We start from the raw sequence: 21,526 nt of genomic DNA on the forward strand, positions 1-21,526 counted from the left end.
GCCATGACCGACACCACCACAGACATCGAGACCGCCGTGGAAATCCTGATCAACGACCCGATCCTGGAGAGGGCCGCCGTCTCGGCGCTCGCCGACGCCGACGGCATCGGCCCCGTGACCGCCTCCACCCTCCGGCCAGTGCACAACGGCTTTCGCGCCTTCATCGACAGCACCAGCTACGAGGTGAGCGAGATCGCCATCGTCACGCTGCTGCAGGCCGTGGCGCAGGACAAGGACATCCTCCTTCTTCCCCTGACCGCGCTGGGCAGGCACCAGCACCAGACCCTGATCAGCGTGGACCCGATCGAGCTCGCCGACCTCGCCGGCCGCACCGGCGGCGTACGTGCCTGGAGCCAGACCACCGGCGTGTGGGTCCGCGGCATCCTCGCCGAGAAGTACGGCGTCGACCTGACCTCGATCACCTGGCGCACCTACAGTCGAGGCCACGTACCCGAGCTGCCCGAACCCGGCTTCGTCGCCCCGGCCGAGGCAGGCGCCTCCCTGGCCGACGACCTCCTCAGCGGCCGCGTCGACTTCGCCATCATGGGCAATGACCGACCCGACGACCCCCGCGTCCGCAGCATCGTCCCCGACCCGGCGGCTGCCGCCGAGGCTTGGGCCGCCGAGGTCGGCTACGTGCCGGTCAACCACCTGTTCGCCGTGCGCGGCAGCACGGCTCGGACAGCTCGCGACGGCGTTCTCGCCACGTACGACGCGCTCGCCTCCGAGCTGAACGACCGCAACGCCCAGCAGTCCGACAAGCCTGGGCCGCCGCTCCACCCCGTCGGGTTCGAGGCCCTCCGGCCGGCCGTCACCGCGGCCTCCAGGTTCGCCTTCGACCAGGGTCTGCTGCCCAAGCCGGTCGACTTCGACGAGTTGGTCAGCGCCACCTCTTCGGCTCTGGGCGTCGCCCCGGAACGGCTCGGGGGATGAGTCATATGTCCTCACCGCTCTCCATCGCGCTGCGCGACTATCCCCACACCCGCCCGCTCCTCGACGGCACCATCCCGGTCGAGGGCCACGAGGTGGACTACGCCGACGTCGAGCCGATCAACCACGCGTTCGCCCCCATGGTCCGCGAGCTCCGCTACGACGTGTGCGAGATGGCCATCGCCACCCTCTTCCAAGCCATCGAGGCCGGAGTCCGGGTCTCCGCGCTGCCCATCGTGCTGCACGGCAACTTCCACCATCGCTCGCTGTGGAGCTGGGGCGAGCAGCGCCTACGTCCCCGGGACCTGCGCGGCCGCCGGGTCGGCGTACGTGCCTACAGCCAGACCACCGGCCTGTGGGTTCGCGGAGTCCTGAGCGACGTCTACGGCGTAGCGTCGAAGGACATCACCTGGGTCACCACCGAAGGAGCCCACGTCGAGACCTACGCAGAGCCGGCCAACGTCGAGCGCACCGACGCGAAGCTCGTCGACGCGCTGCGGGCCGGTGACGTCGAAGCTGTCGTGATGGGCACCCGGTCAGCCGACCACGTCGACGGCCTGGCCCCGGTCGTGACCGACTGGCAGGAGCAGCAACGGGCCTGGCTGGACGAGCGCGGCTGGGTTCCGATCAACCACGTCGCCGTCGTACGCACCGACCTGCTCGAGGACGACCCCGATGCCGTCGCCGCGGTCTACCGCGCCCTCACCGCCGGCATCGAGCACGCCCGCCCTCCCGAGCCGGGCACCACCACCCGCGAGCTGGTCGTCGAGCACGGCCTCACCGACCGCCTCCTCGCCACCCTCGAGACCGCGATCCGCTACGCCCGCGAACAGCAGGTCATCCGCACCGACCTGCGCGCCCGCGACCTCTTCACCGACTTCGAGAAGCACCTGGGCACCGACCTCAAGGACCTCTGATGGACTACTTCGACACCCATACGCACGCCATCTCTCCCGACACCACGGCCTACCCACCCGCACCGCTCGGCGGCACCCGCTCCGCGTGGTCCCAGGACCGTCCCGTCGACATCGACGGACTGCTCCGAGCACTCGACGACGCCGGCGTCGAACGCGCCGCGCTGGTCCATGCCTCGACCGTCTACGGCTTCGACAACTCCTACGCCGCCGACGCTCTTGCTGCGCACTCCGACCGGCTCGTCGGTGTCTGCGCCGTCGACTTCCTGTCCGAGACCGCGGTCGACGATCTGCGCGGCTGGGTTGAGGACCGGGGGTTCTCCGGCGTACGCATCCGGGTCTCGGACGGCACCACGAAGGTCCCCACCCCCGGGTCGGGAGTCTCCGACGAGCGCATGACCAAGGTCTGGGAGTACGTCGCCGTGCAGCGCCTGCCGGTGTGCATCCAGATGCACTCCAAGGACGCTCCGAAGCTGCTCGAGGTGCTCGAGGACCACCCAGGCCTCACCGTGCTGCTCGACCATCTGGGCCGCCCGAACGCCGCCGGCGGGGCTCCCTACCCGCTGCTCGATGAGCTCGGCCGGCTGGCGGCGTACTCCGGGGTGCATCTCAAGATCACCCCGCCGGCGCTCAAGCGGCTCGACGAGACGCCCGAGGCGGACACGAGCGAGGTCCTCGAGCGCCTGGTCGACATCTTCGGCGCCCGACGGATCATGTGGGGCTCCAACTTCCCCGCTTCGGCGGGCACGCTCGCCGGGCTGCGTGACGACATCGAGGGGCGCTTGGGGTTCCTCGACGAAGACGCCCTCGCCGGCGTCCTCGGCGGCAACGCCGGACGGATCTACGACGCGGCCACGGTCGCCCGATGAGCACCATCAGTCAGGGGCCCCGGTCCCACCCCCAAGGAGGAACCATGACCACCATCCCAAGCTCCGTGACACACGTGCGCATGAACCGACGCGCCGGTCGGCTCACGGTCCTGGCAGGAGTGCTCGCCCTCGCCTGCAGCGCGCTCGCCGCTTGCGGAGGAGACGCGTCCTCGGCCGCCGACCTCCCCACGTCGCTGGATGCCCTGGTCGACCAGGCCAACGAGGAGGGAGAGGTCGAGTGGTCAGCTCCCAAACCCATCGACCAGATGCAGCCCGCCATCGACCTGTTCGAGAAGAAGTACCCCGACATCGAGGTCAACTACACCAATACCAAGGCCCCGGACCAGGTCAACCAGATCAAGGTCGAGCAGTCCGCCCGCAAGGTCTCGGTCGACGTCGCGAACGCAGGCGGGCTCACCGTCATCCCCTCGCTCGCCATGGCCGACGACGTCTCCTGGAGCGACTACGGCATCGAGGACGAGGACATCTTCGAGAAGAAGATGGTCTACGTCTGGGCCGTGCCCAAGGTCTGGGCCTACAACACCGACAAGGTTTCCGCCGACGATGTGCCCCAGACCTGGGAAGACCTCCAGGACCCGCAGTGGTCCGGGGGCAAGATCTCGGCCGAGGCCCGCTCCTCATTCATGACGGTCTGGGACCTCGACCCCACCCTCGGTGAGGACAAGGCGGTCACCTGGGCCAAGGACTTCGCCGACCAGAAGCCGCACTTCACACCCACCACCACCGAGTCGCACGCGCTCATCGAGTCGGGCCAGGTCGAGATCGGCACCAGCCTCGCCAACCTCGTCCTCGACGCCAAGAACAGCGGCGCACCGATCGAGATCGCGCCGGTCTCGCCCACCAACGCCAACGAGAGCTATCTGTACGTCCCGGACGGCGCGCCCCACCCGGCGGCCGCGGTGCTCCTCACCTCCTTCCTCTCCAGCGACGAGGCGCAGGCCGCTCTTGCGGAGACGTACAACTCCCGGATCCCGGTCGACACCGACTGCTCCGATCCGGGTCGGACCACCGTCCTGCAGGCCCTCTGCGACGCGAAGCTCGAGTGGTTCGCGACGCCGGACATCGACGCGTACACGAAGCTCACCGAGTTCTTCCCCCAGGCCGAGAAGGCCCTGGGGACCAACGCCAGCTAGGCAGGAGGAAGACCATGCGAAGCAATCTGAGACACCCCCTGGCCAGACGCCGCGTCGCCGCGACGTGCGCTCTGCTCGCGACTGCCGCGACCGTGACCGCATGCGGTGGCAGCACCGAGACCGCCGACCTGCCGACATCCACCGCAGACCTCGTGGCACAGGCCAAGGACGAGGGCGAGGTCAACTGGGCCTCCTGGAACCCCGAGGATCAGATGCAGCCGGCCATCGACCTGTTCGAGAAGAAGTACCCCGGCATCCAGGTCAACTACTCCAACATCAAGGCTCCCGAGCAGATCAGCCAGATCCAGGTGGAGCAGCAGGCCCGCAAGGTCTCGATCGACGTCGCCAACGCCGGCGGCCTCACCGTCGCCCCCGCGACGAAGCTCGCCGGTGACGTCGACTGGGCGGCGTACGGCGTGGATGAGGAGTACGTCTTCGAGGACGACTTCGTCTACGTCTGGGCCACCCCGAAGGTCTGGGCCTACAACACCGACAAGGTGAAGCCCGCGGACGTTCCCCACACCTGGGGCGACCTGCTCGAGCAGAAGTGGGCGGGCGGACAGATCTCCGCGGAGTCCCGCGGCTCCTTCATGACCGTATGGGACCTCGACGAGTCGCTCGGCGATGAGGCGGGTCTGGACTGGGCGACCAGCTTCGCGAAGCTCGACCCGCACTACTCCCCCTCGCTCACCCAGGCCGCCGCGCCGGTCGAGTCGGGAGAGGTCAGTGTCGGGACCAGCCTCATCAACCTGGTCTTGGCCGCGAAGGACCGGGGCGCGCCGGTAGAGGTCGCACCGGTGTCACCCACGAGCGCCAACGAGTCCTACCTCTATGTCCCGGACGGCGCCCAGCACCCGGCCGCCGGTGTGCTGCTCACCTCGTTCCTCTCCTCGGACGAGGCTCAGCAGGTGCTCGCCAAGAGCTACAACTCCCGGATCCCGGTCGACACCGACTGCTCGGCCGGCCAGGACGGTGCCGTGGTCAAGGCGATGTGCCAGGCGGACCTCGAGTGGTACGGCGCCGAGTCGATCAAGACCTACCAGGACCTGGCCCAGTTCTACCCGGACGTCGAGAAGGCGCTCGGGACGAACGTGAGCTAGCGGTCGAAGGAGCACAAGGACGATGACACGACTTCACTCAACGCAGAGAGAGGGTGACGGGACATGACCATGACGACGGCTGAACAGACGGCCACCCCACCACCGACGCCACACCGGGACCCTGGCCACAGCGGCTTGGCCCGCGCCGGCCGCTTCGCGGCCGGGCCGCTCGTGCAGCTCGCGATGATCATCCTCGTCGGCTACCTCGTGCTGGTGCCGCTGGCGATCCTGATCTACAGCAGCCTCAAGCCGACCACCACCGAGCTGCCCTTCCAGGTGCCGGGCCTCTCGCTCGCCAACTTCGAGGTCGTCTTCAGCTCCTCGAGACTCATCGAGGTCACGGTCAACACGACGATCTACGTCGTGGGCTCGCTGCTGGTCGCGCTGATGCTGAGCCTCAGCCTGGCGTACCTGTTCGAGCGCACCGACCTGCCGGGACGCAGGGTGCTGGGACCGATGGCGCTGGCACCGATGTCGATCCCGGTCACCGTGATCGCCATCGCCTGGGCCTTGACCGCGAACCCCGCCAACGGCCCTCTGGCCGTCGCGCTGCGGGAGCTCTTCGGTATCCACATCGACATCTACTCGCTGCCAGGGATGATCTTCGTGACCGGGATCTTCGGGATGCCGAGCATGTACCTGATGATCGCGCCGGCCTTCGCCCGACTGAACCCCGAGCTGGAGGAGGCGGCCGCGACCGCGGGCGCACCGCTCTCGCGGAGGCTACGCCTGATCGTCTTCCCGCTCATCGGCCCTGCCGTGGCGGCCGCGTCCATGCTGCTGGTGGTCGTTGCCCTGGAGGGCTTCGCCATCCCCGCCATCCTGGGTCTGCCCGACCAGATCTTCGTCTACAGCAGCCTGATCCAGTACTCGCTGCAGCCACCGAGCGGCGTGGCCAACTACGGCCAGGCGAGTGCCTACGGCGTGCTCGTCCTGCTCCTGTCGCTGGTGATGCTCCTCGTCTACCGGCGCCGGGTCCGCGACGCCGACCGGTACAAGGTCGTCGTCGGCAAGGGCTATCGGCAGAACCGCACTCCGCTGGGTCGCTGGCGGATCCCGGTCCTCCTGGTCGTGCTGGTCTACATGTTCGTGGCAGTCGTGCTGCCACTCCTCGCACTGCTGTGGACCAGCCTGTCCCCGCACGCTCGGGCGATGAGCCTCTCCGGGCTCTCCACGATGACCATCGAGCCCTACCTGAGCGTGTTCACCGCCCCGCAGATGGGCGAGATCCTGATCAACACCGCTCAGGTCGCCCTGGTCACCGCGACAGCGACGACCGCGATCTCGGTCTGGCTCGCCCTGGCCGCCGCCCGGCGCCAGTTCTGGGGCAGCCAGGTCCTCTTCGAGGCCACGTTCCTGGTCTTCGGTATCCCCGCGGTCGTGCTCGGCGCCGGCGTGCTCTTCGTCTACCTCTACCTGCCGATCCCGATCTACGGCACCGTCTGGATCATCGTGGTCGCCCTCACCACCCGCTACCTCGCTCGCGGGTCCCGCATGGTGCAGACCGCGCTGCTCCAGCTCGACGACGGCCTGACGGAGGCCGCGAAAGTCACCGGTGCGTCGAGCTTCACGGTGACCCGGACGATCATCCTCCCGCTGCTGAAGCCCGCTCTGTGGAGGTGCTGGTTCTGGGTCTTCGTCCACGCCCTGGGTGAGCTGCCCATCGCCCTTCTGCTCACCGGCTCCGACAACAAGACGCTCGTGGTGCTCCTGTGGGACACCTTCACCTCGAGCGTCGACTATCCGGAGGCGAGCGCCCTCGCGGTGACTCTCCTCGTCGTCTCGATGATCACCATGTGGTTGGTCAACCGCCGTGGTGCAGTGGAGGAATCATGACCGTGACACACAATGCAAGGATCCACGACATGAGCAGTGCAGCCACGGACGCCGCCAAGGGCAGCGTCACGGTCAGCAACCTGCGCAAGACCTACGACCGGAGCCCGGGCAAGGACTCGGCCTACGCCGTCGACGGGGTCTCGTTCGAAATCCCGCGCGGGTCGTTCCTGACCCTGCTCGGGCCCAGCGGCTGCGGCAAGACCACCACGCTGCGCTGCGTGGCCGGCCTCGAGCAGGCCAGCTCCGGTCGGATCACCATGGGCGGACAGGTCGTCTTCGACTCCGCGACGAAGAAGGCCGTACGCACCGAGGACCGGCCGATCGCGATGGTGCCGCAGTCCTACGGGATCTGGCCGCACATGACGGTCCTGGACAACGCCTCCTTCCCGCTGCGCCACGGTCGCAACCGGCAGCGCGGCAAGGACGTACGCAAGCGGGCGCTCGAGGTGCTCGAGCAGGTCGGCCTGGCCCCGATGGCCGACCGCTGGGCCACCCAGCTCAGCGGTGGCCAGCAGCAGCGGCTCGCCTTCGCCCGGGCGCTGCTGGGCGATCCGGAGGTGCTGCTGCTCGACGAGCCGCTCTCCAACCTCGACGCCAAGCTGCGCGAGCGGCTCCGTCACGAGCTGCGGGAGTTCCAGCAGGAGTTCGGCGTCACCGCCCTCTACGTGACCCACGACCAGGCCGAGGCCCTGGCGATGTCGGACATCGTGGTCGTGATGAACCACGGCGTGATCGAGCAGATCGGCACCCCGGCGGAGATCTACGACTTCCCGCGGACCTCCTACGTCGCCGACTTCATCGGCAGCGCCAACCTGGTTCCGGTGCTCGAGGCGTCCCGGTCCGGCGACGTCGTGGTCGCAGGGACACCGGTCGGCCGGGTCACCTGCGGGCGGCGTACGCAGGCGACGACCTGGGAGCGCCGCGAGGGCGGGTTCGTCTGCGTCCGGCCCGAGAACATCGAAGTGCGTCCGGTCGGGAACGGCGGCGTCACCGAGTCGGAGTTCCCTGCCACGGTCGAGTCGGCCGAGTTCCTCGGCGACCGTATGGAGGTCGTCGTCGCCGCGGCCGACGTACGTCTGAAGGCAGTCGCCCGCGCCGGAGCCGGGCTCCGTCCGGGTGACGCGGTCGGGGTGCGCTTCGACCCGGCGACGACCGGCTATCTCACGAGCTGACCGGCAGCTCCGCGGCCGACGGGTTCGACGTCGACGACGTCGATCCGTCGGCCTGGGCGTTGCGGAGCAGAGAACGGCGGGCCGAGGCGACGTGATGGTGCATCGCGGCCGAGGCGGCGTCCGGGTTGCGGGTCTGCAGCGCCGCCAGGATCGCCCGGTGCTCGATGAGCGCCGTCTGCCGCGGGCTCGTGTGGGTCAGGTCGCGGTACTGCCGCATCACCAGCGGGTAGGCCAGCGAGTCGGCGAAGCCGGACAGGATCGGCTGCCGCGCGGAGTCCCTGATCTGCTGGTGGAAGCGGCGGTTGAGTCGGGCGTACTCGGCCTCGGAGTCGACGTAGGCGGGCGCACCCATCTCCTCGCAGATGCCGGCCAGCATCTCGAGCTCCTCATCCGTCGCACGTTCGGCCGCCTTCTCCGCCAGAGCCGACTCGAGCGTCTCCCGGGCCTCCATCACGGAGAGAGCCTCGTCCAGCGTGAACGACCGGGTGCGTACGCCGCGATGGGGCTCGCTGGTGAGATAGCCGTCCTGCACCAGACGGATCAGGATCGACCGGACCGTGCCTCGGGAGACGTCGAGAAGGGTCGTCAGCTCAGCCTCGGTCAGCCGGGTGTTCGGCGGGAAGTGCCCGTTGATCAACAGCGTGTAGAGATCGTCGTAGGCCTTGTCCGCCCGACTCGAGGCTTGTTGATCAACATCGGTCTTCACGTTGCTCGCTTCCATCGGCAATAGTCCCAAGACCTGTGTAATGAGCACAGTTTTGTCGGACAATCTACCCGATTGACCTAGCGTGGCGTCGGAGCCACGGAACGGAGCCATGATGCGCCTGCTGTTGTCGACGTACGGATCGCGGGGAGACGTCGAGCCGATGGTGGCGCTCGCGGTGCAGCTGCAGCGGAGGGGCGCGGAGGTGCGGATGTGCGCGCCGCCGGACGAGGAGTTCGTCGAGCTGCTGGAGCGGGAGGGGGTGCCGCACGTACCGTTCCTCAGGCCCTGGCGGTCGTGGGAGCGGCCGCCGACGCCCGAGGAGCGCCACCAGCGGGTGACCGACTTCATCACCGCGCAGTACGACACCGTGGCCGGGGCCGCGGAGGGCTGCGACGTGGTCGTGGCCACCGCGATGTCGCAGTTCGTCGCACCCTCGGTCGCCGAGAAGCTGCGCATCCCCTACCACTACGTCCTCTTCTGCCCCGACGTCGTCGACGGCCTGGACGGGCGCGGCTTCACCGAGCTGTTCAAGGAGCCTCTCGACGCCCACCGGGCTTCGATCGGGCTCTCGCCGGTCACCGATGTCGGCGAGCTCATGTTCACCACCCACCCGCTCCTGGCGGCCGATCCGACCCTCGGCCCGTGGAACGGGAAGTCCCGTCTCGACGTCGCTCAGACCGGCGCCTGGATGCTCGAGGACGACCGCCCGCTCCCGGCCGATCTGCTGGGCTTCCTCGACGGCGGAGCGGAGCCGGTCTACGTCGGCTTCGGCAGCATGCGCACCGTCGGCGAGGAGAGCGTACGGGTCGCGATCGAGGCCATCCGCGCCCATGGTCGGCGGGTGGTCATCGGGCGCGGATGGGCGGGCCTGGACGTCATCGACGGTCGCGCCGACTGCTTCGTCGTCGGCGAGGTCAGCCACCAGCGGCTCTTCGGCCGGGTCGCCGCCGTCGTCCACCACGGCGGCGCGGGCACGACGACCACGGCCTATCGGGCCGGCGCCCCGCAGGTGGTCGTCCCCCAAGCCGGTGACCAGGTCTACTGGGCCGGGCGGGTGGCCGCGCTCGGCCTCGGTGTCGCCCACGACGGCGCCGCGCCTACGGTCGAGTCGCTCACCGCGGCGCTCGGTGCCGCGCTCGAGCCCGAGGTCCACGCGCAGGCGACCTCGATGGCCACCGGGGCAAGGGTCGACGGAGCGGCGAGGGCCGCGGAGCTGTTGCTCGCCGGCCCGGCGCCCGGCGCTCAGGTGCTCAGGCGCCGATGAAGTCGGGGCGGCGGCGCTCGAGGAAGGCCGCCCGGCCCTCGGCGAACTGCCGGCCGGCCAGCAGCTCGACCTGGAGGTCGGCCTCGGCCGCGAGTACGCCGTCGAGGCTCTGATCGGTCTGGTCGAGGAGGCGCCGGGTGCCGGTGACCATCGGCGCGGAGAGCTCGGCCAGCCGCGAGGCCAGCTCGACGGCGTGGTCGAGGGCCGTGCCGTCCTCGACGACGGCCTCGACCGCTCCGATCCGCTCGGCCTCGACCGCGTCGAAGGTGCGTACGGTCAGGAGCAGCTCGCGCGCCCTCCCCTGCCCGACGCGCCGCGGGAGCGTGTAGGCGAGACCGGTGTCGGGGCCGAGCCCGATCTTCCCGAAGGACGTCGAGAAGGTCGCCGAACGGCCGGCGACCACCAGGTCGCAGGCTGCAGCCAGGGCGAGGCCGAGGCCGTAGGCGCCGCCCTCGACCGCCGCGACGATCGGCAGGTCGCCGGTGACCAGCTGACGGACGACGGCGTTGACGACCTCCAGTCGCTGCCGGGCGACGTCGCGGTCCTGCGACATCGACCGGATGTCGCCGCCCGCGGAGAACACCGAGCCCGCCCCGGTCAGGACGACGGCACGCGCCTCCACCTCAGCGGCCCGGAGCGCGGTGAGCAGGTCCAGCCGGTCGGCGAGGTCGAGCGCGTTGCGGCGCTCGGGTCGGTCGAGGGTGAGGATCCGGACGTGTCCACGGTCCTCGACCCGGACCGCGCCGGCGCGCCGAGGCTCGCTCATCCCTGGAACTCCTTGACCATCTGCTTGGCGATGATCAGCTTCTGGATCTCGCTGGTGCCCTCGTAGAGCCGGAACAGCCGCGCGTCGCGGTAGAACCGCTCGACCGGCACCTCGCGCATGTAGCCGAGGCCGCCGTGGATCTGGACCGCCCGGTCGGCGATCCGGTCGACCGCCTCGGTGCAGAACAGCTTGCACAGCGACGGTGCCGTACGCCGGTCGCTGCCGTCGTCCCAGCTGCGGGCGGCCTCGAGGACCATCGCGCGACCGGCGTACGCCTCGGTCCGGCTCTCGGCGAGCATCGCCTGGATCAGCTGGAACTCCGCCAACTTCTGGCCGCCCTGGCCGTTGGTCGTGGCGTGGCGCAGGCTCTCCTCGATCAGCCGGTCGGCCAGGCCGACGGTCAGCGCCGCGATGTGCAGCCGGCCCTTGGCCAGCGACCGCATCGCGGCGGAGAAGCCCTCGCCCTCGACCTCGCCGACCAGGTTCGCGGCGGGCACCCGGGCGCCGTCGAAGAAGATCTCGGAGGTCACTGCACCGCGCTGGCCCATCTTGTGGTCGCGCGGGCCGATGGTGACGCCGGGGGTGTCGGTCGGCACCACGAACACGGAGATGTTCTTCGCACCCTCGCTGTGATCGCCGGTGCGGGCGAAGACCATCAGCAGGTCGGCCCAGATCGCGTTGGTGATGAAGCGCTTCTGCCCACTGATGACGTACTCGTCGCCCTCGCGCACCGCGCGGGTGCGCAGGCCGCTCGGGTCGGAGCCGGCCTCGGGCTCGGTGAGCGCGAAGGAGGCGACCAGCTCGCCGCTGGCCAGCCCGGGCAGGTACTGCTGCTTCTGCCGCTCGGTGCCGCAGTTGACCAGCACTTGGCCAGCGATCCCGTTGTTGGTGCCGAACATCGAGCGGAACGACGGGGTGGTCCAGCCGAGCTCCATCGCCAGCCGGACCTCCTCGGACATGGTGAAGCCGAGACCGCCGTACTCCTCGGGGATGGCGTAGCCGAACAGCCCCATGGCCGCGGCCTGCTGCCGGATCCGGTCGGGGATCTGGTCGGTCTCCTCGATCTCGTCCTCGGCCGTGACGACCTCCTTGCGGACGAACGCGCGGACGGCGTCGAGGATCGAGGTGAACTCGTCGGGCTCCATGGGTGCTGCTCCTTCGTGCGAGGGGTTCGGGCCGGGTCAGGGCCGGGTCAGGGCGTGGGGACGGGTACGTCACTGGGCCGGCCGACCACGCCGCCGGCGGCCAGCCGGTCGATGCTGCCGGCGTCGAGGCCGAGCTCGGTGAGCACGGCATCGGTGTGGGCACCGAGCTCGGGGACCGCGCCCATCGGCAGCTCGACGTCACGGAACGTCATCGGCGGCAGGACGCCACGGACCGACCCCGAGGGGGTGTCGACCTCGCGCCACCGGTCGCGGCCGGTGAGCTGCGGGTGGTCGACCAGGCCGGACATGTCGTTGATCTGGGCCGCCGGGACCCCGGCGGCAGCGAGCCGGGCGTCGAGGTCGGCCGTGGTGAAGCCGCGGGTGTGCTCGGCGACGACCGCGTCGCACTCTTCGCGGTGCTCGACCCGCAGCGGGTTGGTCGCCAGCCGGGGATGCTCGACGAGATCGGGCCGCTCGAAGACGTCGGTCACCAGCGCCCGCCAGCCGCGGTCGTTCTGGACGCCGATCAGGATCTCCCCGTCGGCGGTCGGGTAGGCGTCGTACGGTGCGATCGAGGCGTGGCTGAGCCCCATCCGGGGGATCTGCCGGCCGCCGTACATCTGCATGTACATCGGGTGTCCGAGCCACTCGACGGTCGCGTCGAACATCGACACGTCGACGATGCCGCCCTTTCCGGTGCGCTCGCGGCGGAACAGGGCCGCGACGATCGCCTGGCTCGTGTAGAGCCCGGCGGCGATGTCGGAGCTGGGGACGCCGGTCTTGGTCGCCGTCTCCGGGGTGCCGGTGACCGAGATCAGCCCGGACTCGGCCTGGATCAGCATGTCGTACGCCTTCCGGTCCCTCAGCGGGCCGCCGGTGCCGTAGCCCGAGATGCCGGCGACGACGAGCCGGGGGTGCCGTTCGGCGAGCTCCGCCGCGCCGAGCCCGAGCCGCTCGGCGGCGCCGGGCGCGGCGTTCTGCAGGAACACGTCGGCTCGCGCGACCAGCCGGCGGGCGAGCTCGGCGCCGTCGGGCGACTTGAGGTCGAGCGCCACCGACTCCTTTCCGCGATTGAGCCAGACGAAGTGCGAGGCGAGGCCGTGCACCGCGTGGTCGTAGTTGCGGGCGAAGTCACCCTCGCCCACCCGCTCCAGCTTGATCACGCGGGCACCGAGGTCCGCGAGGTGGCGGGTGGCGAGCGGGGCCGCGACGGCCTGCTCGAGGGCGACCACGGTGATGCCGTCCAGCGGCAGCAGGTCGGTGGTCATGGAAGAAAGCATCCCGCGACTTCTTATGCTCGTCCAATACCTAATGCTTGGCTGATTGTTCCCAATGATGCAAGAGTTGTCCCTATGGACCTGCACCACCTCGAAGCGTTCCTGGCCGTCGCCGAGGAGCTCCACTTCGGCCGGGCGGCCGAGCGGTTGCACATCGCCCAGCCCCCGCTGAGCCGCACCATCAAGCAGCTCGAGCGCGATCTCGGCGCCCAGCTGTTCGACCGCACCACCCGGAGCGTCCGGCTGACGTCGGCCGGCGAGGCCCTGGTGCGACCTGCCCAGGAGGTGCTCGAGGGCATGCGCACCGCGCGCCGGGCGGTGCGTTCGGCGGGCCGGGGCGAGACCGGGCGGGTCCGGATCGGGTTCGCCGGCCCCTCCTCCCACGTGCTGGTCGGACAGCTCGGCCGGATCGTGCGCGAGCAGCATCCCGGGATCGAGCTCATCCTGCAGAGCACCACCTACAACTACGAGGCGCTGCGCTCGCTGCAGGACGGCGAGCTCGACCTGGCGATCGCCCGGTGGCGGATCGAGCCCCAGGGGCTCGCGCACCGCGTGATCGCCGTCGAGCACTACGTGCTCGCCGTTCCGGCCGGCCACCGGCTGGCCGGCCGCGAGCAGGTCAGCATGGCGGAGTGCCGCGACGAGCCGTTCGTCGCACTGCCCGCCGACCCGGGCTCCAGCGTGCGTGACGCCTTCATCGAGACGGCCTCCCAGGCCGGCTTCGTACCGAACATCGTGCAGACCGCGCCGGACAGCTGGACCGCGGTCGCGCTGGTCGCGGCGGGGGTCGGCGTCACGTTCACGCTCGACACCGCGCTGGCCAACGTCGTGCAGACCGGCATCGAGGTGGTCCGGATCACCGAGTGCGACCGCCCCACGTTCCAGCAGATCGCCTGGCGTCAGGACGACCGGAGCCCGGCGCTGCGCGCGGTGCTGCGCGCCTCGGAGGAGGCGCTGCCGACGCCGGACCTGCCGAACGACCTGCCCGCCTGAGCCCGGGTCAGCGGTCGGTCGAGACCTTCACCAGACCGACCTGCGACGCGGTGGCCACATGGCGACCGGCCGCGTCGAACAGCTCACCGACGCCGTGGGCACGCCCGTGGGCGATCGACTCCACCCGGCAGTCGAACTGGTGCCACTCGGTCAGGTCGGAGGCGGCATGGAACGTCAGCGCATGGGTCAGGCTGAGGATCCGGGCGCCTGGCTTGTGCCGTGCTGACCCGAGCGCCAGGAACGACGCCTCGAGGATGCTCATGTCGCTCACGTAGGCGACCAGCGCCGCCCGGAGGACCGCGTCGTCAGGCAGCGGGCCGGTTGCTCGGAAGAAGGTCGTCTGCCGGTCGGCGGGCTCGGCGGGCTCGGCGGGCTCGGCGACGGTGACGTACGGCGGGGCCACCGCGTGCCGGAAGTGGATCGGTCGCCGGAGTCGCCACCAGGGCGGGATCCGCTCGTCGGAGCCGAACCTGTCGGAGTGGTCGGGAAGCGTCTCGGGGTCGGGCGCGGGCGCTGGCCGGAGGGAGCTGTAGGAGGGCAGATCGGCGCGGACCGTCGCCCACCGCGTGACCGCGCCGAAGAGCTCCTCCCCCGCGTCGTCGAGCAGCCGGCTGCGCCGGGTCGCCAGCGATGGTGCGTCCGAGACGACCGTGACCTCCCAGTGCAGCGGCCGGTCCGTCGGCACTCCACCGATGAAGTCGGCCTGCAGGCTGATGATCCGCTGGTCGGCCCCGATCCCACGGCCGGCGGCGACCAGCGCCTGAGCCAGGAGGAGGCCACCGAAGAGCCTGCCGGCGGGATGCTGCTGCGGCTGCCCGATCCAATGACCGACCCGCCCGGTCGGTTCGTCGACGCAGCTCAGGTCGAGGAGGTCGAGCAGCTCGTCGAGGGTCACGGCGGCACGGGTGTCAGCAGCAGGAGAGGCATGGTCCACGCGGCTCATTGTGCCGTCGTTTGTCATCACTTTCGATATCTGTCTCGAACTATTCATACGTATCCGTCAACAGTGAGCGGCGGAAGAAGTATTGGAGTTCGGCATGCGGCTGGCGGCAGGCTGGGACCACTGACCACCCCCTGCCCGCCCCTGAGGAGCACCCATGGCCGCGCCCGACAAGGTCACCGATCTCACCTCGGCGGTGGCCGCCCACGTACGCGACGGCATGACGCTCGCGCTGGAGGGCTTCGGTCACCTGATCCCGTTCGCCGCAGGCCACGAGATCATCCGGCAGGGCCGTCGGGACCTGACGTTCTGCCGGATGACCCCCGACCTGCTGGCCGACCAGATGATCGCCGCCGGCTGCGTCTCGAAGCTGGTGGCCTCGTTCTTCGCCAGCGGCTCGGCGGGCTCCCTGCACGAGGTCCGGCGGCGGGTGGAGAACGCCGACCCGAAGCCGCTCGAGGTCGAGGAGTACAGCCACTACGGCATGGTCTGCCGCTACCAGGCCGGCGCCTCCGGGCTGCCGTTCTTCCCGCTCCGCTCGTACGCCGGCAGCGATCTGCCGAAGCTCAACCCGCTGATCCGCAAGGTCGCCGATCCCTACGGCGGACCCGACATCTACGTCGTGCCACCGCTGCGCCCGGACGTGACGATCCTCCACGCCCAGCGCGCCGACCGCTCCGGCAACATCCAGATGTGGGGCATCGTCGGGGCCCAGCAGGAGGCGGCGTACGCGGCCGAGACCGTGATCGTGACCGTCGAGGAGATCGTCGAGGAGGACGTGGTCCGCTCCGACCCGAACCGCACCGTGCTGCCCTCGCACGCGGTCACCGCGGTGGTGGAGTGCCCCGGCGGCGCCCATCCGTCCTACACGCAGGGCCACTACGACCGTGACAACGCCTTCTACCGGGAGTGGACGCCGATCAGCCGCGACCGTGAGGCGGTGCTCGGCTGGCTCGAGGAGTGGGTGCACGGCGTCCCCGACCGGGAGGCGTATCTCGACAAGCTCGGCGCAGAGCGCTGGGCCGGGCTCGGTGTCGCTCCCCGCCTCTCGCAGCCCGTCGACTTCGGCCGCCGGGTCGCCCAGGAGGCGTCATGATCTTCTCGGATGTGGCTCCGTCCAGCACCGAGTTCCTCGCGGCAGTCGCCGCCCGGCAGCTCGTCGGCAAGCACCGCGTCTTCGCCGGTGTCGGGCTGCCGACGCTCGCCGTCGACCTGGCCCGGCGCACGGTGAACCCCGACGTCGAGCTGGTCTACGAGTCGGGGATCTGCGGCGCGCAGCCGGAGGGACTGGCGGAGGGCATCGCCGACTCGGTGCTGGTCTCCGGAGCCGCGGCGGTGCTGAGCATGCCCGCGCTGTTCGGCTACGTGCTCCAGCGCGGCCACGTCGACGTCGGCTTCCTCGGCGCGGCCCAGGTGGACCGCTGGGGCAGTCTCAACACCAGCTTCATCGGCGACTGGGACAAGCCCACCGTCCGACTCCCCGGCGCAGGCGGCGCGGCCGAGATCATGCCGAACGCCGGCGAGTGCGTCGTCGTGCTGCGTCGCCACGACCCCGGCGCCCTTCCCGCGCAGCTCGACTTCTGCACCTCGCCCAGCCCGGTGCGGGCACATCAGGAGGACCCGCGGATGGTGCCTCCGGGCCACGGGGTCTCGACCGTGATCACCCCGATGGCCGTGCTGCGCCGCCCCGACAAGCTCGGCGAGCTCGAGATCAGCGAGGTCCACCCCGGCCTCACCGTCGACGAGGTCCGCGCCGCGACCGGGTGGGACATCCCGGTCGCCGAGGACGTACGCGAGACCGACCGGCCCACCGTCGAGGAGGTCAGGCTGCTTCGCGACGAGATCGACACGGTGCGGCTCTACCTCCGATGAGCACGTCCTCCGTCCCGCTCGAGCCGCGCCGGTCGGCGTACGTCGCCCTGCTGGCGTGCTCCACGCTCGGCACCCTGTCGAGCACGATCATCAGCGCGCCGATCAATGTGATCGCCCACGCGATCGGGGCCTCGTCGCGCGGGATCGTCTTCGCGGTCAGCGCCTTCACCCTGGCGATGGTCGTCTTCGCCCCGATCTCGGGCTGGATGTGCCAGCGGTTCGGCTCCCGGCGGGTGCTGGCCGGGTCGCTGCTGCTGATGGTGGCCGCGCAGGCGGGCGCGGCGTTCAGCCAGGGGCTCGGGTTCCTGGTCGTGATGCGTGCTCTGCAGGGAGTCGCCTGCTCGGCGGTTCCGCCCGCGATCCAGCAGGTGCTCGGCCGGCACTGGGCCGGTGACCGGGCGCGGGTGATGGCCGCCTGGGCGGCCGCGATCGGCGTCGGCCAGGCGCTCGGGCCACCGCTGGGCGGCCTGGTCGCCGACACGCTCGGCTGGCGGTGGGTGTTCCTCACCCATGCCTCGCTCAGCGCCGTGCTGCTGGTGCTCTGCCTGACGGTGGTGCCCGACGTGCCCGCCTCGTACGCCCCGCTCCACGTCAGCGGCATGGCGACGCTCCTGGTCGGGGTCGGCGCGCTCGTCGGCGCGGTCAGCTGGCTGGGACAGCACGGTGACGTGCGGGTGGCGGTTGGGCTGGCGGCCGTGGGGGCCCTCGCCCTGGTCGTCCACGCGCAGCTCGGCCGGACCAGCGCCGGGCCGTTCGTACCACCCGGCCTCCTCACCGAGCGGAGGTTCGTCGCGAGCACGATGGCCGCCGGCACGGTGATGGGCTGCCTCGGCGTGGCGATCGTCGCCACTCCGCTGCACCTGGGCCGTGACCTCGGCCTGGGACCGGGACACATCGGCATCACCATGCTCGCGCTGGCCCTGGCGATGACGCTCGCCGCACCGCTCTCCTCCCGGATCACCGAACGGTTCACCGCCCGGCGCACCCTGCGCGGCGGGCTGGTACTGCTCGCGCTCGGCCTGCTCGCGCTGCCGCTGGCCGCGACCGCCTCCGGGTCCGGCACGGTCGTCGGGCTCACCGTGGCCGCGCTCGTGCTGACCGGCGCCGCGATCGGTGTCGTCCAGGCGACCTCGGCCCTCGGCCTGATGACCTCGCCGGCGGCCGCCGACGGGGTCGCGCTCGGGCTCCACAACATGCTCCGCTTCACCGGCCTCGCGATCGGCTACTCCTGGGTCGCGATCGCCTACCCGACCGGAAATCTCTCGCTCGTCTACGGCGTGCCGGTCGCCGCGGTCGCCCTGACCTGGGCGCTGGCCGGTCCCACGGCCCCGTCCTCCGAGCCCTCCACAGAAAGGGTGCTCCATGAGCATCGCTGACCCCCCGCTCGCCGGCCTACGCGTCATCGAGGTGTCGAGCTTCGTCGCCACGCCGCTGTGCGGCACCACGCTGGCTCAGCTCGGCGCCGAGGTGATCCGCGTCGAGCCGCTCGAGGGTGCACCGGACCGATCCCGCTGGCCGCTCAGCGACGACGGCGCCAGCCTCTACTGGAACGGGCTCAACCCCGGCAAGAAGGCCATCGCCGTCGACTGCACCCGCCCCGAGGGGCGGCAGCTGGTCTCGGACCTGGTCGTCTCCGGCGGCCCGTCGGGCGGCATCGTGGTCACCAACACCGAGCGCTGGACGGAGCTCGGGTACGCCGCGCTGCGCGCGCGCCGCGACGACGTCATCCACGTGCTCCTCACCGGCCGCCACGACGGCGGGACCGCCGTCGACTACACCGTCCAGGCCGGCACCGGATTCCCGCTCGTGACCGGCCCGGAGGAGCATGCGGCACCGGTGAACGGCGTGGTCCCGGCCTGGGACCTCGCAGCCGGGCTCCACCTCGCGACCGGGCTGCTGGCCGCCGAGCGCCGGCGCACGGTCACCGGCGAGGGCGCCGAGGTGCGGGTCGCGCTGGAGGACGTCGCCCTCGCGGTCGCCGGCAACCTCGGCTACCTCGCCGAGGCGCAGCTGCGGCCGGCCGGCGAGCGCGGCTCGATCGGCAACCACGTCTACGGCACCTTCGGCCGCGACTTCACGACCGCGGACGGCGACCGCTTCATGCTGGTGGCCCTCACCCCGCGGCAGTGGTCGGACCTGCTGGGCGTCACCGGCCTCGGCGAGGCGGTGGCCGCGCTCGCCCGCGCGCTCGACGCCGACTTCTCCGACGAGGGCGCGCGGTTCCGGCACCGCACCGTGCTCGGCGGCCTGGTCGCCGCCTGGTTCGAGCAGCACGACACGGCGTACGTCACGAAGGCTCTCGCCGAGACCCGGATCCTGTGGTCGCCCTATCGCAGCTTCCGCGACCTCGCCGCCGACGACGCCCGGCTGCTGCGCGAGCATCCGCTGTTCTCGACGATCACCCAGCCCGGCATCGGCGACCTGCTCGCCCCGGGGGCGCCGGTCACCGTCGACGGCCACCGGAGCGCGCCGCGGCCGGCGCCCGCCGTCGGACAGGACACCGGCGACGTGCTCGCCGGCGTCCTCGGGCTGCCCACCGACAGGCTGGACGACCTGATCGGTCGCGGTGTCATCGGCACCCGCGAGGAGGTCGCCCGATGAGCGCGGCAGAGACCGCACGCACCTGGCTGTTCGTGCCCGGCGACCGGCCGGAGCGGTTCGCCAAGGCGGCCGCCGCCGGCCCCGACGTGGTCGTCCTCGATCTCGAGGACGCGGTCGCCCCGGCGTCCAAGGACGCGGCCCGCGGCCACGTCGTCGACTGGCTCCCCCGGGCCGAGGTCATCGTGGCCGTGCGCGTCAACGCCGCCGGCTCCGCCTGGCACGACGCCGACATCGCCGCGTTGGCAGCGCTCGACGCTCCGACGCTCGTGGTGCTGCCGAAGGCCGACAGCCCCGAGACCGTGGCGACCCTCGTGGCGAGTCTGCCCGACGGCTCCGCCGTCGTGGCGCTGGTCGAGACCGCGCTCGGCGTCGCCCGGGCGATCGACCTGGCCACCTCCCCCGGCGTCGTACGCCTCGCCTTCGGCAGCTTCGACCTGGCCGCCGAGCTCGGCGTCGATCCCGACCACGCACCCGCCCTCGCGCCGGCGCGGGGCAACCTGGTGCTCGCCTCCGCGATCGGCGGCCTGGCCGGACCGATCGACGGCGTCACCGGTGACGTACGCGACCACGGGCGGCTGACCGCCGACGTCACCGCGGCGGCCGCCCTCGGGTTCGCCGGCAAGCTCTGCATCCACCCCGGCCAGGTGGCCCCGGCCGCCGCGGCCCTGGCGCCCACACCCGACGAGGTCGCCTGGGCCGAGCGCGTCCTGGCCGCCGCGACCGAGGACGGCGTCGCCCTCGTCGACGGCCGGATGGTCGACGCCCCCGTCGTCGCCCGCGCCCGCCGCATCGTCTCCCTCAACCGACCCACCCCAGGAGCAGCCAGATGAGCAGCCTGACACCTGACGAGCAGGACATGGTCCGGCTCGTCGCCGACTTCGTCGACGAGCGCGTACGCCCCCGGGTGCGCGAGTTCGAGGCGGACGACATCTATCCCGAAGAGCTCATCGAGGAGATGAAGAAGCTCGGCTTCTTCGGTCTCCTGGTGCCCGCCGAGCACGGCGGCGTCGACGTGAGCACGGCCTGCTTCGCGCGGGTGACCGAGGAGCTCGCCCGTGGCTGGATGAGCCTGGCCGGCGCGATCGGCGGCCACTCGGTGATCAGCTACCTGGTCCGCCACTTCGGCACCACGGAGCAGCAGGAGGCCTACCTGCCCCGGATGGCCGACGGCAGCCTGCGCGCCACGATGGCCCTGACCGAGCCGTCCGGCGGCAGCGACCTGCAGGGAATGCGTACGTTCGCCGACGCCGACGGCGACGACCTGGTCATCACCGGCTCCAAGACCTGGATCTCCAACGCCCAGCACGCCGGCCTGATCGGGCTGCTCTGCATCACCGACCGCTCGGCGAAGCCCGCGCACCAGGGCATGAGCGTGGTGCTGGTCGAGCCCGGCGACGGGCTCACCGTCTCGGGCAAGATCCCCAAGCTCGGCTACCGCGGCGTCGAGGCCTGCGAGCTCACCTTCGACAAGATGCGCGTCCCGGCGACCGCCGTCCTCGGCGGCACGCCCCACCTCGGCTGGGGCCACATGATGCGCGGCCTCGAGGTCGGCCGGATCCAGGTCGCGGCCCGCGCCGTCGGCGTCGGCCAGGCCGCGCTCGACGACGCGCTCTCCTACGCCCAGACCCGGGCGAGCTTCGGCAAGCCGATCTGGAAGCACCAGTCGGTCGGCAACCTGCTCGCCGAGATGGGCACCAAGATGCGCGCGGCCCGGCTGATGACCCTCGACGCCGCCGAGCGCCTCGACGCCGGCGACCGCGCCGACATGGAGGCCGGGATGGCCAAGCTCTTCGCCTCGGAGGCGGCCATGCAGGTCGCCCTCGACGCGGTGCGGGTGCACGGCGGCTACGGCTACTCCAAGGAGTACGACGTGGAGCGCTACTTCCGCGACGCCCCGCTGATGATCGTCGGCGAGGGCACCAACGAGATCCAGCGCAACGTGATCGCCGCCCAGCTGGTGGCACGCAACCAGAAGGGAAAGAACTGA

General features: G+C 71.1%; 20 protein-coding genes. 15 read left to right on the plus strand and 5 right to left on the minus strand.

From position 1 onward, the window contains the following. Window positions 1–3 precede the first annotated feature (3 nt). The 7 genes from ACFV9G_RS05595 (at window position 4) to ACFV9G_RS05625 (ending at window position 7,975) form a co-directional block, all read left to right on the plus strand. The gene (locus tag ACFV9G_RS05595; protein WP_378725635.1) at window positions 4–933 is read left to right on the plus strand and encodes a hypothetical protein; all 930 of its coding nucleotides are present in this window, start codon (window positions 4–6) and stop codon (window positions 931–933) included. 5 nt (window positions 934–938) lie between these two features. Beyond that, complete coding sequence (locus tag ACFV9G_RS05600) at window positions 939–1,847, plus strand: hypothetical protein (RefSeq protein ID WP_378725637.1); 909 nt, start codon at window positions 939–941, stop codon at window positions 1,845–1,847. Continuing rightward, entirely contained in the window at window positions 1,847–2,713 is an 867-nt protein-coding gene (locus ACFV9G_RS05605) for an amidohydrolase family protein (protein ID WP_378725639.1), read from the plus strand. Before ACFV9G_RS05600 ends, ACFV9G_RS05605 begins: the two co-directional genes overlap by 1 nt. Before the next feature lie 44 nt (window positions 2,714–2,757). Continuing rightward, on the plus strand, window positions 2,758–3,867 hold the full coding sequence (locus ACFV9G_RS05610; RefSeq protein ID WP_378725641.1) for an ABC transporter substrate-binding protein: 1,110 nt from the start codon (window positions 2,758–2,760) through the stop codon (window positions 3,865–3,867). 14 nt (window positions 3,868–3,881) lie between these two features. Further along, window positions 3,882–4,967: an ABC transporter substrate-binding protein gene (locus ACFV9G_RS05615; protein WP_378725643.1), complete on the plus strand. Its 1,086-nt coding sequence runs from the start codon at window positions 3,882–3,884 to the stop codon at window positions 4,965–4,967. A gap of 63 nt (window positions 4,968–5,030) precedes the next feature. After that, on the plus strand, window positions 5,031–6,803 hold the full coding sequence (locus tag ACFV9G_RS05620; RefSeq protein WP_378725644.1) for an ABC transporter permease: 1,773 nt from the start codon (window positions 5,031–5,033) through the stop codon (window positions 6,801–6,803). 29 nt (window positions 6,804–6,832) lie between these two features. Next, window positions 6,833–7,975: an ABC transporter ATP-binding protein gene (locus ACFV9G_RS05625; RefSeq protein ID WP_378725645.1), complete on the plus strand. Its 1,143-nt coding sequence runs from the start codon at window positions 6,833–6,835 to the stop codon at window positions 7,973–7,975. On the opposite strand, the gene ACFV9G_RS05630 is transcribed toward ACFV9G_RS05625, so the two are convergent. Beyond that, window positions 7,965–8,696 (minus strand): GntR family transcriptional regulator, encoded by a 732-nt coding sequence (locus ACFV9G_RS05630; RefSeq protein WP_378725647.1) that lies wholly within the window; start codon window positions 8,694–8,696, stop codon window positions 7,965–7,967. The two genes, ACFV9G_RS05625 and ACFV9G_RS05630, sit on opposite strands and share 11 nt — an antisense overlap. Before the next feature lie 97 nt (window positions 8,697–8,793). Between ACFV9G_RS05630 and ACFV9G_RS05635 the strand changes: the two genes are divergently transcribed. Beyond that, the gene (locus tag ACFV9G_RS05635) at window positions 8,794–9,945 is read left to right on the plus strand and encodes a glycosyltransferase (protein WP_378725649.1); all 1,152 of its coding nucleotides are present in this window, start codon (window positions 8,794–8,796) and stop codon (window positions 9,943–9,945) included. Here ACFV9G_RS05635 and ACFV9G_RS05640 read toward each other — a convergent pair. From ACFV9G_RS05640 to ACFV9G_RS05650, 3 genes are read right to left on the minus strand one after another with little or no spacing between them, the layout of a single operon-like run. Continuing rightward, entirely contained in the window at window positions 9,932–10,711 is a 780-nt protein-coding gene (locus ACFV9G_RS05640) for an enoyl-CoA hydratase/isomerase family protein (RefSeq protein ID WP_378725651.1), read from the minus strand. The genes ACFV9G_RS05635 and ACFV9G_RS05640 overlap by 14 nt on opposite strands. Beyond that, on the minus strand, window positions 10,708–11,856 hold the full coding sequence (locus tag ACFV9G_RS05645) for an acyl-CoA dehydrogenase family protein (RefSeq protein WP_378725653.1): 1,149 nt from the start codon (window positions 11,854–11,856) through the stop codon (window positions 10,708–10,710). The genes ACFV9G_RS05640 and ACFV9G_RS05645 overlap by 4 nt, the downstream gene beginning before the upstream one ends. Window positions 11,857–11,903: 47 nt before the next feature. Continuing rightward, on the minus strand, window positions 11,904–13,124 hold the full coding sequence (locus tag ACFV9G_RS05650; protein WP_378725655.1) for a CaiB/BaiF CoA transferase family protein: 1,221 nt from the start codon (window positions 13,122–13,124) through the stop codon (window positions 11,904–11,906). An 84-nt stretch (window positions 13,125–13,208) separates the two neighbouring features. Between ACFV9G_RS05650 and ACFV9G_RS05655 the strand changes: the two genes are divergently transcribed. Further along, the gene (locus ACFV9G_RS05655) at window positions 13,209–14,126 is read left to right on the plus strand and encodes a LysR family transcriptional regulator (protein WP_378725657.1); all 918 of its coding nucleotides are present in this window, start codon (window positions 13,209–13,211) and stop codon (window positions 14,124–14,126) included. Window positions 14,127–14,133: 7 nt separating this feature from the next. Here ACFV9G_RS05655 and ACFV9G_RS05660 read toward each other — a convergent pair whose 3' ends face one another. Continuing rightward, entirely contained in the window at window positions 14,134–15,060 is a 927-nt protein-coding gene (locus tag ACFV9G_RS05660) for an acyl-CoA thioesterase (RefSeq protein WP_378725659.1), read from the minus strand. Between the two features lie 163 nt (window positions 15,061–15,223). On the opposite strand from ACFV9G_RS05660, the gene ACFV9G_RS05665 reads away from it, so the two are divergent. The 6 genes from ACFV9G_RS05665 to ACFV9G_RS05690 are packed head-to-tail and all read left to right on the plus strand — an operon-like array spanning window position 15,224 to window position 21,526. Then, window positions 15,224–16,162, plus strand: coding sequence for a CoA transferase subunit A (locus ACFV9G_RS05665; protein ID WP_378725661.1), 939 nt, complete (start codon window positions 15,224–15,226; stop codon window positions 16,160–16,162). Next, window positions 16,159–16,938, plus strand: coding sequence for a CoA-transferase subunit beta (locus ACFV9G_RS05670; protein WP_378725663.1), 780 nt, complete (start codon window positions 16,159–16,161; stop codon window positions 16,936–16,938). The genes ACFV9G_RS05665 and ACFV9G_RS05670 overlap by 4 nt, the downstream gene beginning before the upstream one ends. Beyond that, window positions 16,935–18,314 (plus strand): MFS transporter, encoded by a 1,380-nt coding sequence (locus ACFV9G_RS05675; protein WP_378725665.1) that lies wholly within the window; start codon window positions 16,935–16,937, stop codon window positions 18,312–18,314. Before ACFV9G_RS05670 ends, ACFV9G_RS05675 begins: the two co-directional genes overlap by 4 nt. Then, window positions 18,301–19,539 (plus strand): CoA transferase, encoded by a 1,239-nt coding sequence (locus ACFV9G_RS05680; RefSeq protein ID WP_378725667.1) that lies wholly within the window; start codon window positions 18,301–18,303, stop codon window positions 19,537–19,539. The genes ACFV9G_RS05675 and ACFV9G_RS05680 overlap by 14 nt, the downstream gene beginning before the upstream one ends. Beyond that, the gene (locus ACFV9G_RS05685; protein ID WP_378725669.1) at window positions 19,536–20,369 is read left to right on the plus strand and encodes an HpcH/HpaI aldolase/citrate lyase family protein; all 834 of its coding nucleotides are present in this window, start codon (window positions 19,536–19,538) and stop codon (window positions 20,367–20,369) included. Before ACFV9G_RS05680 ends, ACFV9G_RS05685 begins: the two co-directional genes overlap by 4 nt. Beyond that, window positions 20,366–21,526 carry an acyl-CoA dehydrogenase family protein gene (locus tag ACFV9G_RS05690; protein WP_378725671.1) on the plus strand — a complete coding sequence of 387 codons (1,161 nt, stop codon included), beginning with the start codon at window positions 20,366–20,368 and terminating at the stop codon, window positions 21,524–21,526. The genes ACFV9G_RS05685 and ACFV9G_RS05690 overlap by 4 nt, the downstream gene beginning before the upstream one ends.

Source organism: Nocardioides sp. NPDC059952 (assembly GCF_042730435.1).
Lineage (GTDB): Bacteria > Actinomycetota > Actinomycetes > Propionibacteriales > Nocardioidaceae > Nocardioides.

Coding starts and splice junctions, on each gene's coding strand:
- ACFV9G_RS05600 (WP_378725637.1), top strand. CDS start 939: ATGTCCTCACCGCTCTCCATCGCGCTGCGCGACTATCCCCACACCCGC.
- ACFV9G_RS05645 (WP_378725653.1), bottom strand. CDS start 11,856: ATGGAGCCCGACGAGTTCACCTCGATCCTCGACGCCGTCCGCGCGTTC.
- ACFV9G_RS05630 (WP_378725647.1), bottom strand. CDS start 8,696: ATGGAAGCGAGCAACGTGAAGACCGATGTTGATCAACAAGCCTCGAGT.
- ACFV9G_RS05595 (WP_378725635.1), top strand. CDS start 4: ATGACCGACACCACCACAGACATCGAGACCGCCGTGGAAATCCTGATC.
- ACFV9G_RS05670 (WP_378725663.1), top strand. CDS start 16,159: ATGATCTTCTCGGATGTGGCTCCGTCCAGCACCGAGTTCCTCGCGGCA.
- ACFV9G_RS05650 (WP_378725655.1), bottom strand. CDS start 13,124: ATGACCACCGACCTGCTGCCGCTGGACGGCATCACCGTGGTCGCCCTC.
- ACFV9G_RS05635 (WP_378725649.1), top strand. CDS start 8,794: ATGCGCCTGCTGTTGTCGACGTACGGATCGCGGGGAGACGTCGAGCCG.
- ACFV9G_RS05610 (WP_378725641.1), top strand. CDS start 2,758: ATGACCACCATCCCAAGCTCCGTGACACACGTGCGCATGAACCGACGC.
- ACFV9G_RS05655 (WP_378725657.1), top strand. CDS start 13,209: ATGGACCTGCACCACCTCGAAGCGTTCCTGGCCGTCGCCGAGGAGCTC.
- ACFV9G_RS05615 (WP_378725643.1), top strand. CDS start 3,882: ATGCGAAGCAATCTGAGACACCCCCTGGCCAGACGCCGCGTCGCCGCG.
- ACFV9G_RS05640 (WP_378725651.1), bottom strand. CDS start 10,711: ATGAGCGAGCCTCGGCGCGCCGGCGCGGTCCGGGTCGAGGACCGTGGA.
- ACFV9G_RS05680 (WP_378725667.1), top strand. CDS start 18,301: ATGAGCATCGCTGACCCCCCGCTCGCCGGCCTACGCGTCATCGAGGTG.
- ACFV9G_RS05690 (WP_378725671.1), top strand. CDS start 20,366: ATGAGCAGCCTGACACCTGACGAGCAGGACATGGTCCGGCTCGTCGCC.
- ACFV9G_RS05625 (WP_378725645.1), top strand. CDS start 6,833: ATGAGCAGTGCAGCCACGGACGCCGCCAAGGGCAGCGTCACGGTCAGC.
- ACFV9G_RS05675 (WP_378725665.1), top strand. CDS start 16,935: ATGAGCACGTCCTCCGTCCCGCTCGAGCCGCGCCGGTCGGCGTACGTC.
- ACFV9G_RS05605 (WP_378725639.1), top strand. CDS start 1,847: ATGGACTACTTCGACACCCATACGCACGCCATCTCTCCCGACACCACG.
- ACFV9G_RS05665 (WP_378725661.1), top strand. CDS start 15,224: ATGGCCGCGCCCGACAAGGTCACCGATCTCACCTCGGCGGTGGCCGCC.
- ACFV9G_RS05620 (WP_378725644.1), top strand. CDS start 5,031: ATGACCATGACGACGGCTGAACAGACGGCCACCCCACCACCGACGCCA.
- ACFV9G_RS05685 (WP_378725669.1), top strand. CDS start 19,536: ATGAGCGCGGCAGAGACCGCACGCACCTGGCTGTTCGTGCCCGGCGAC.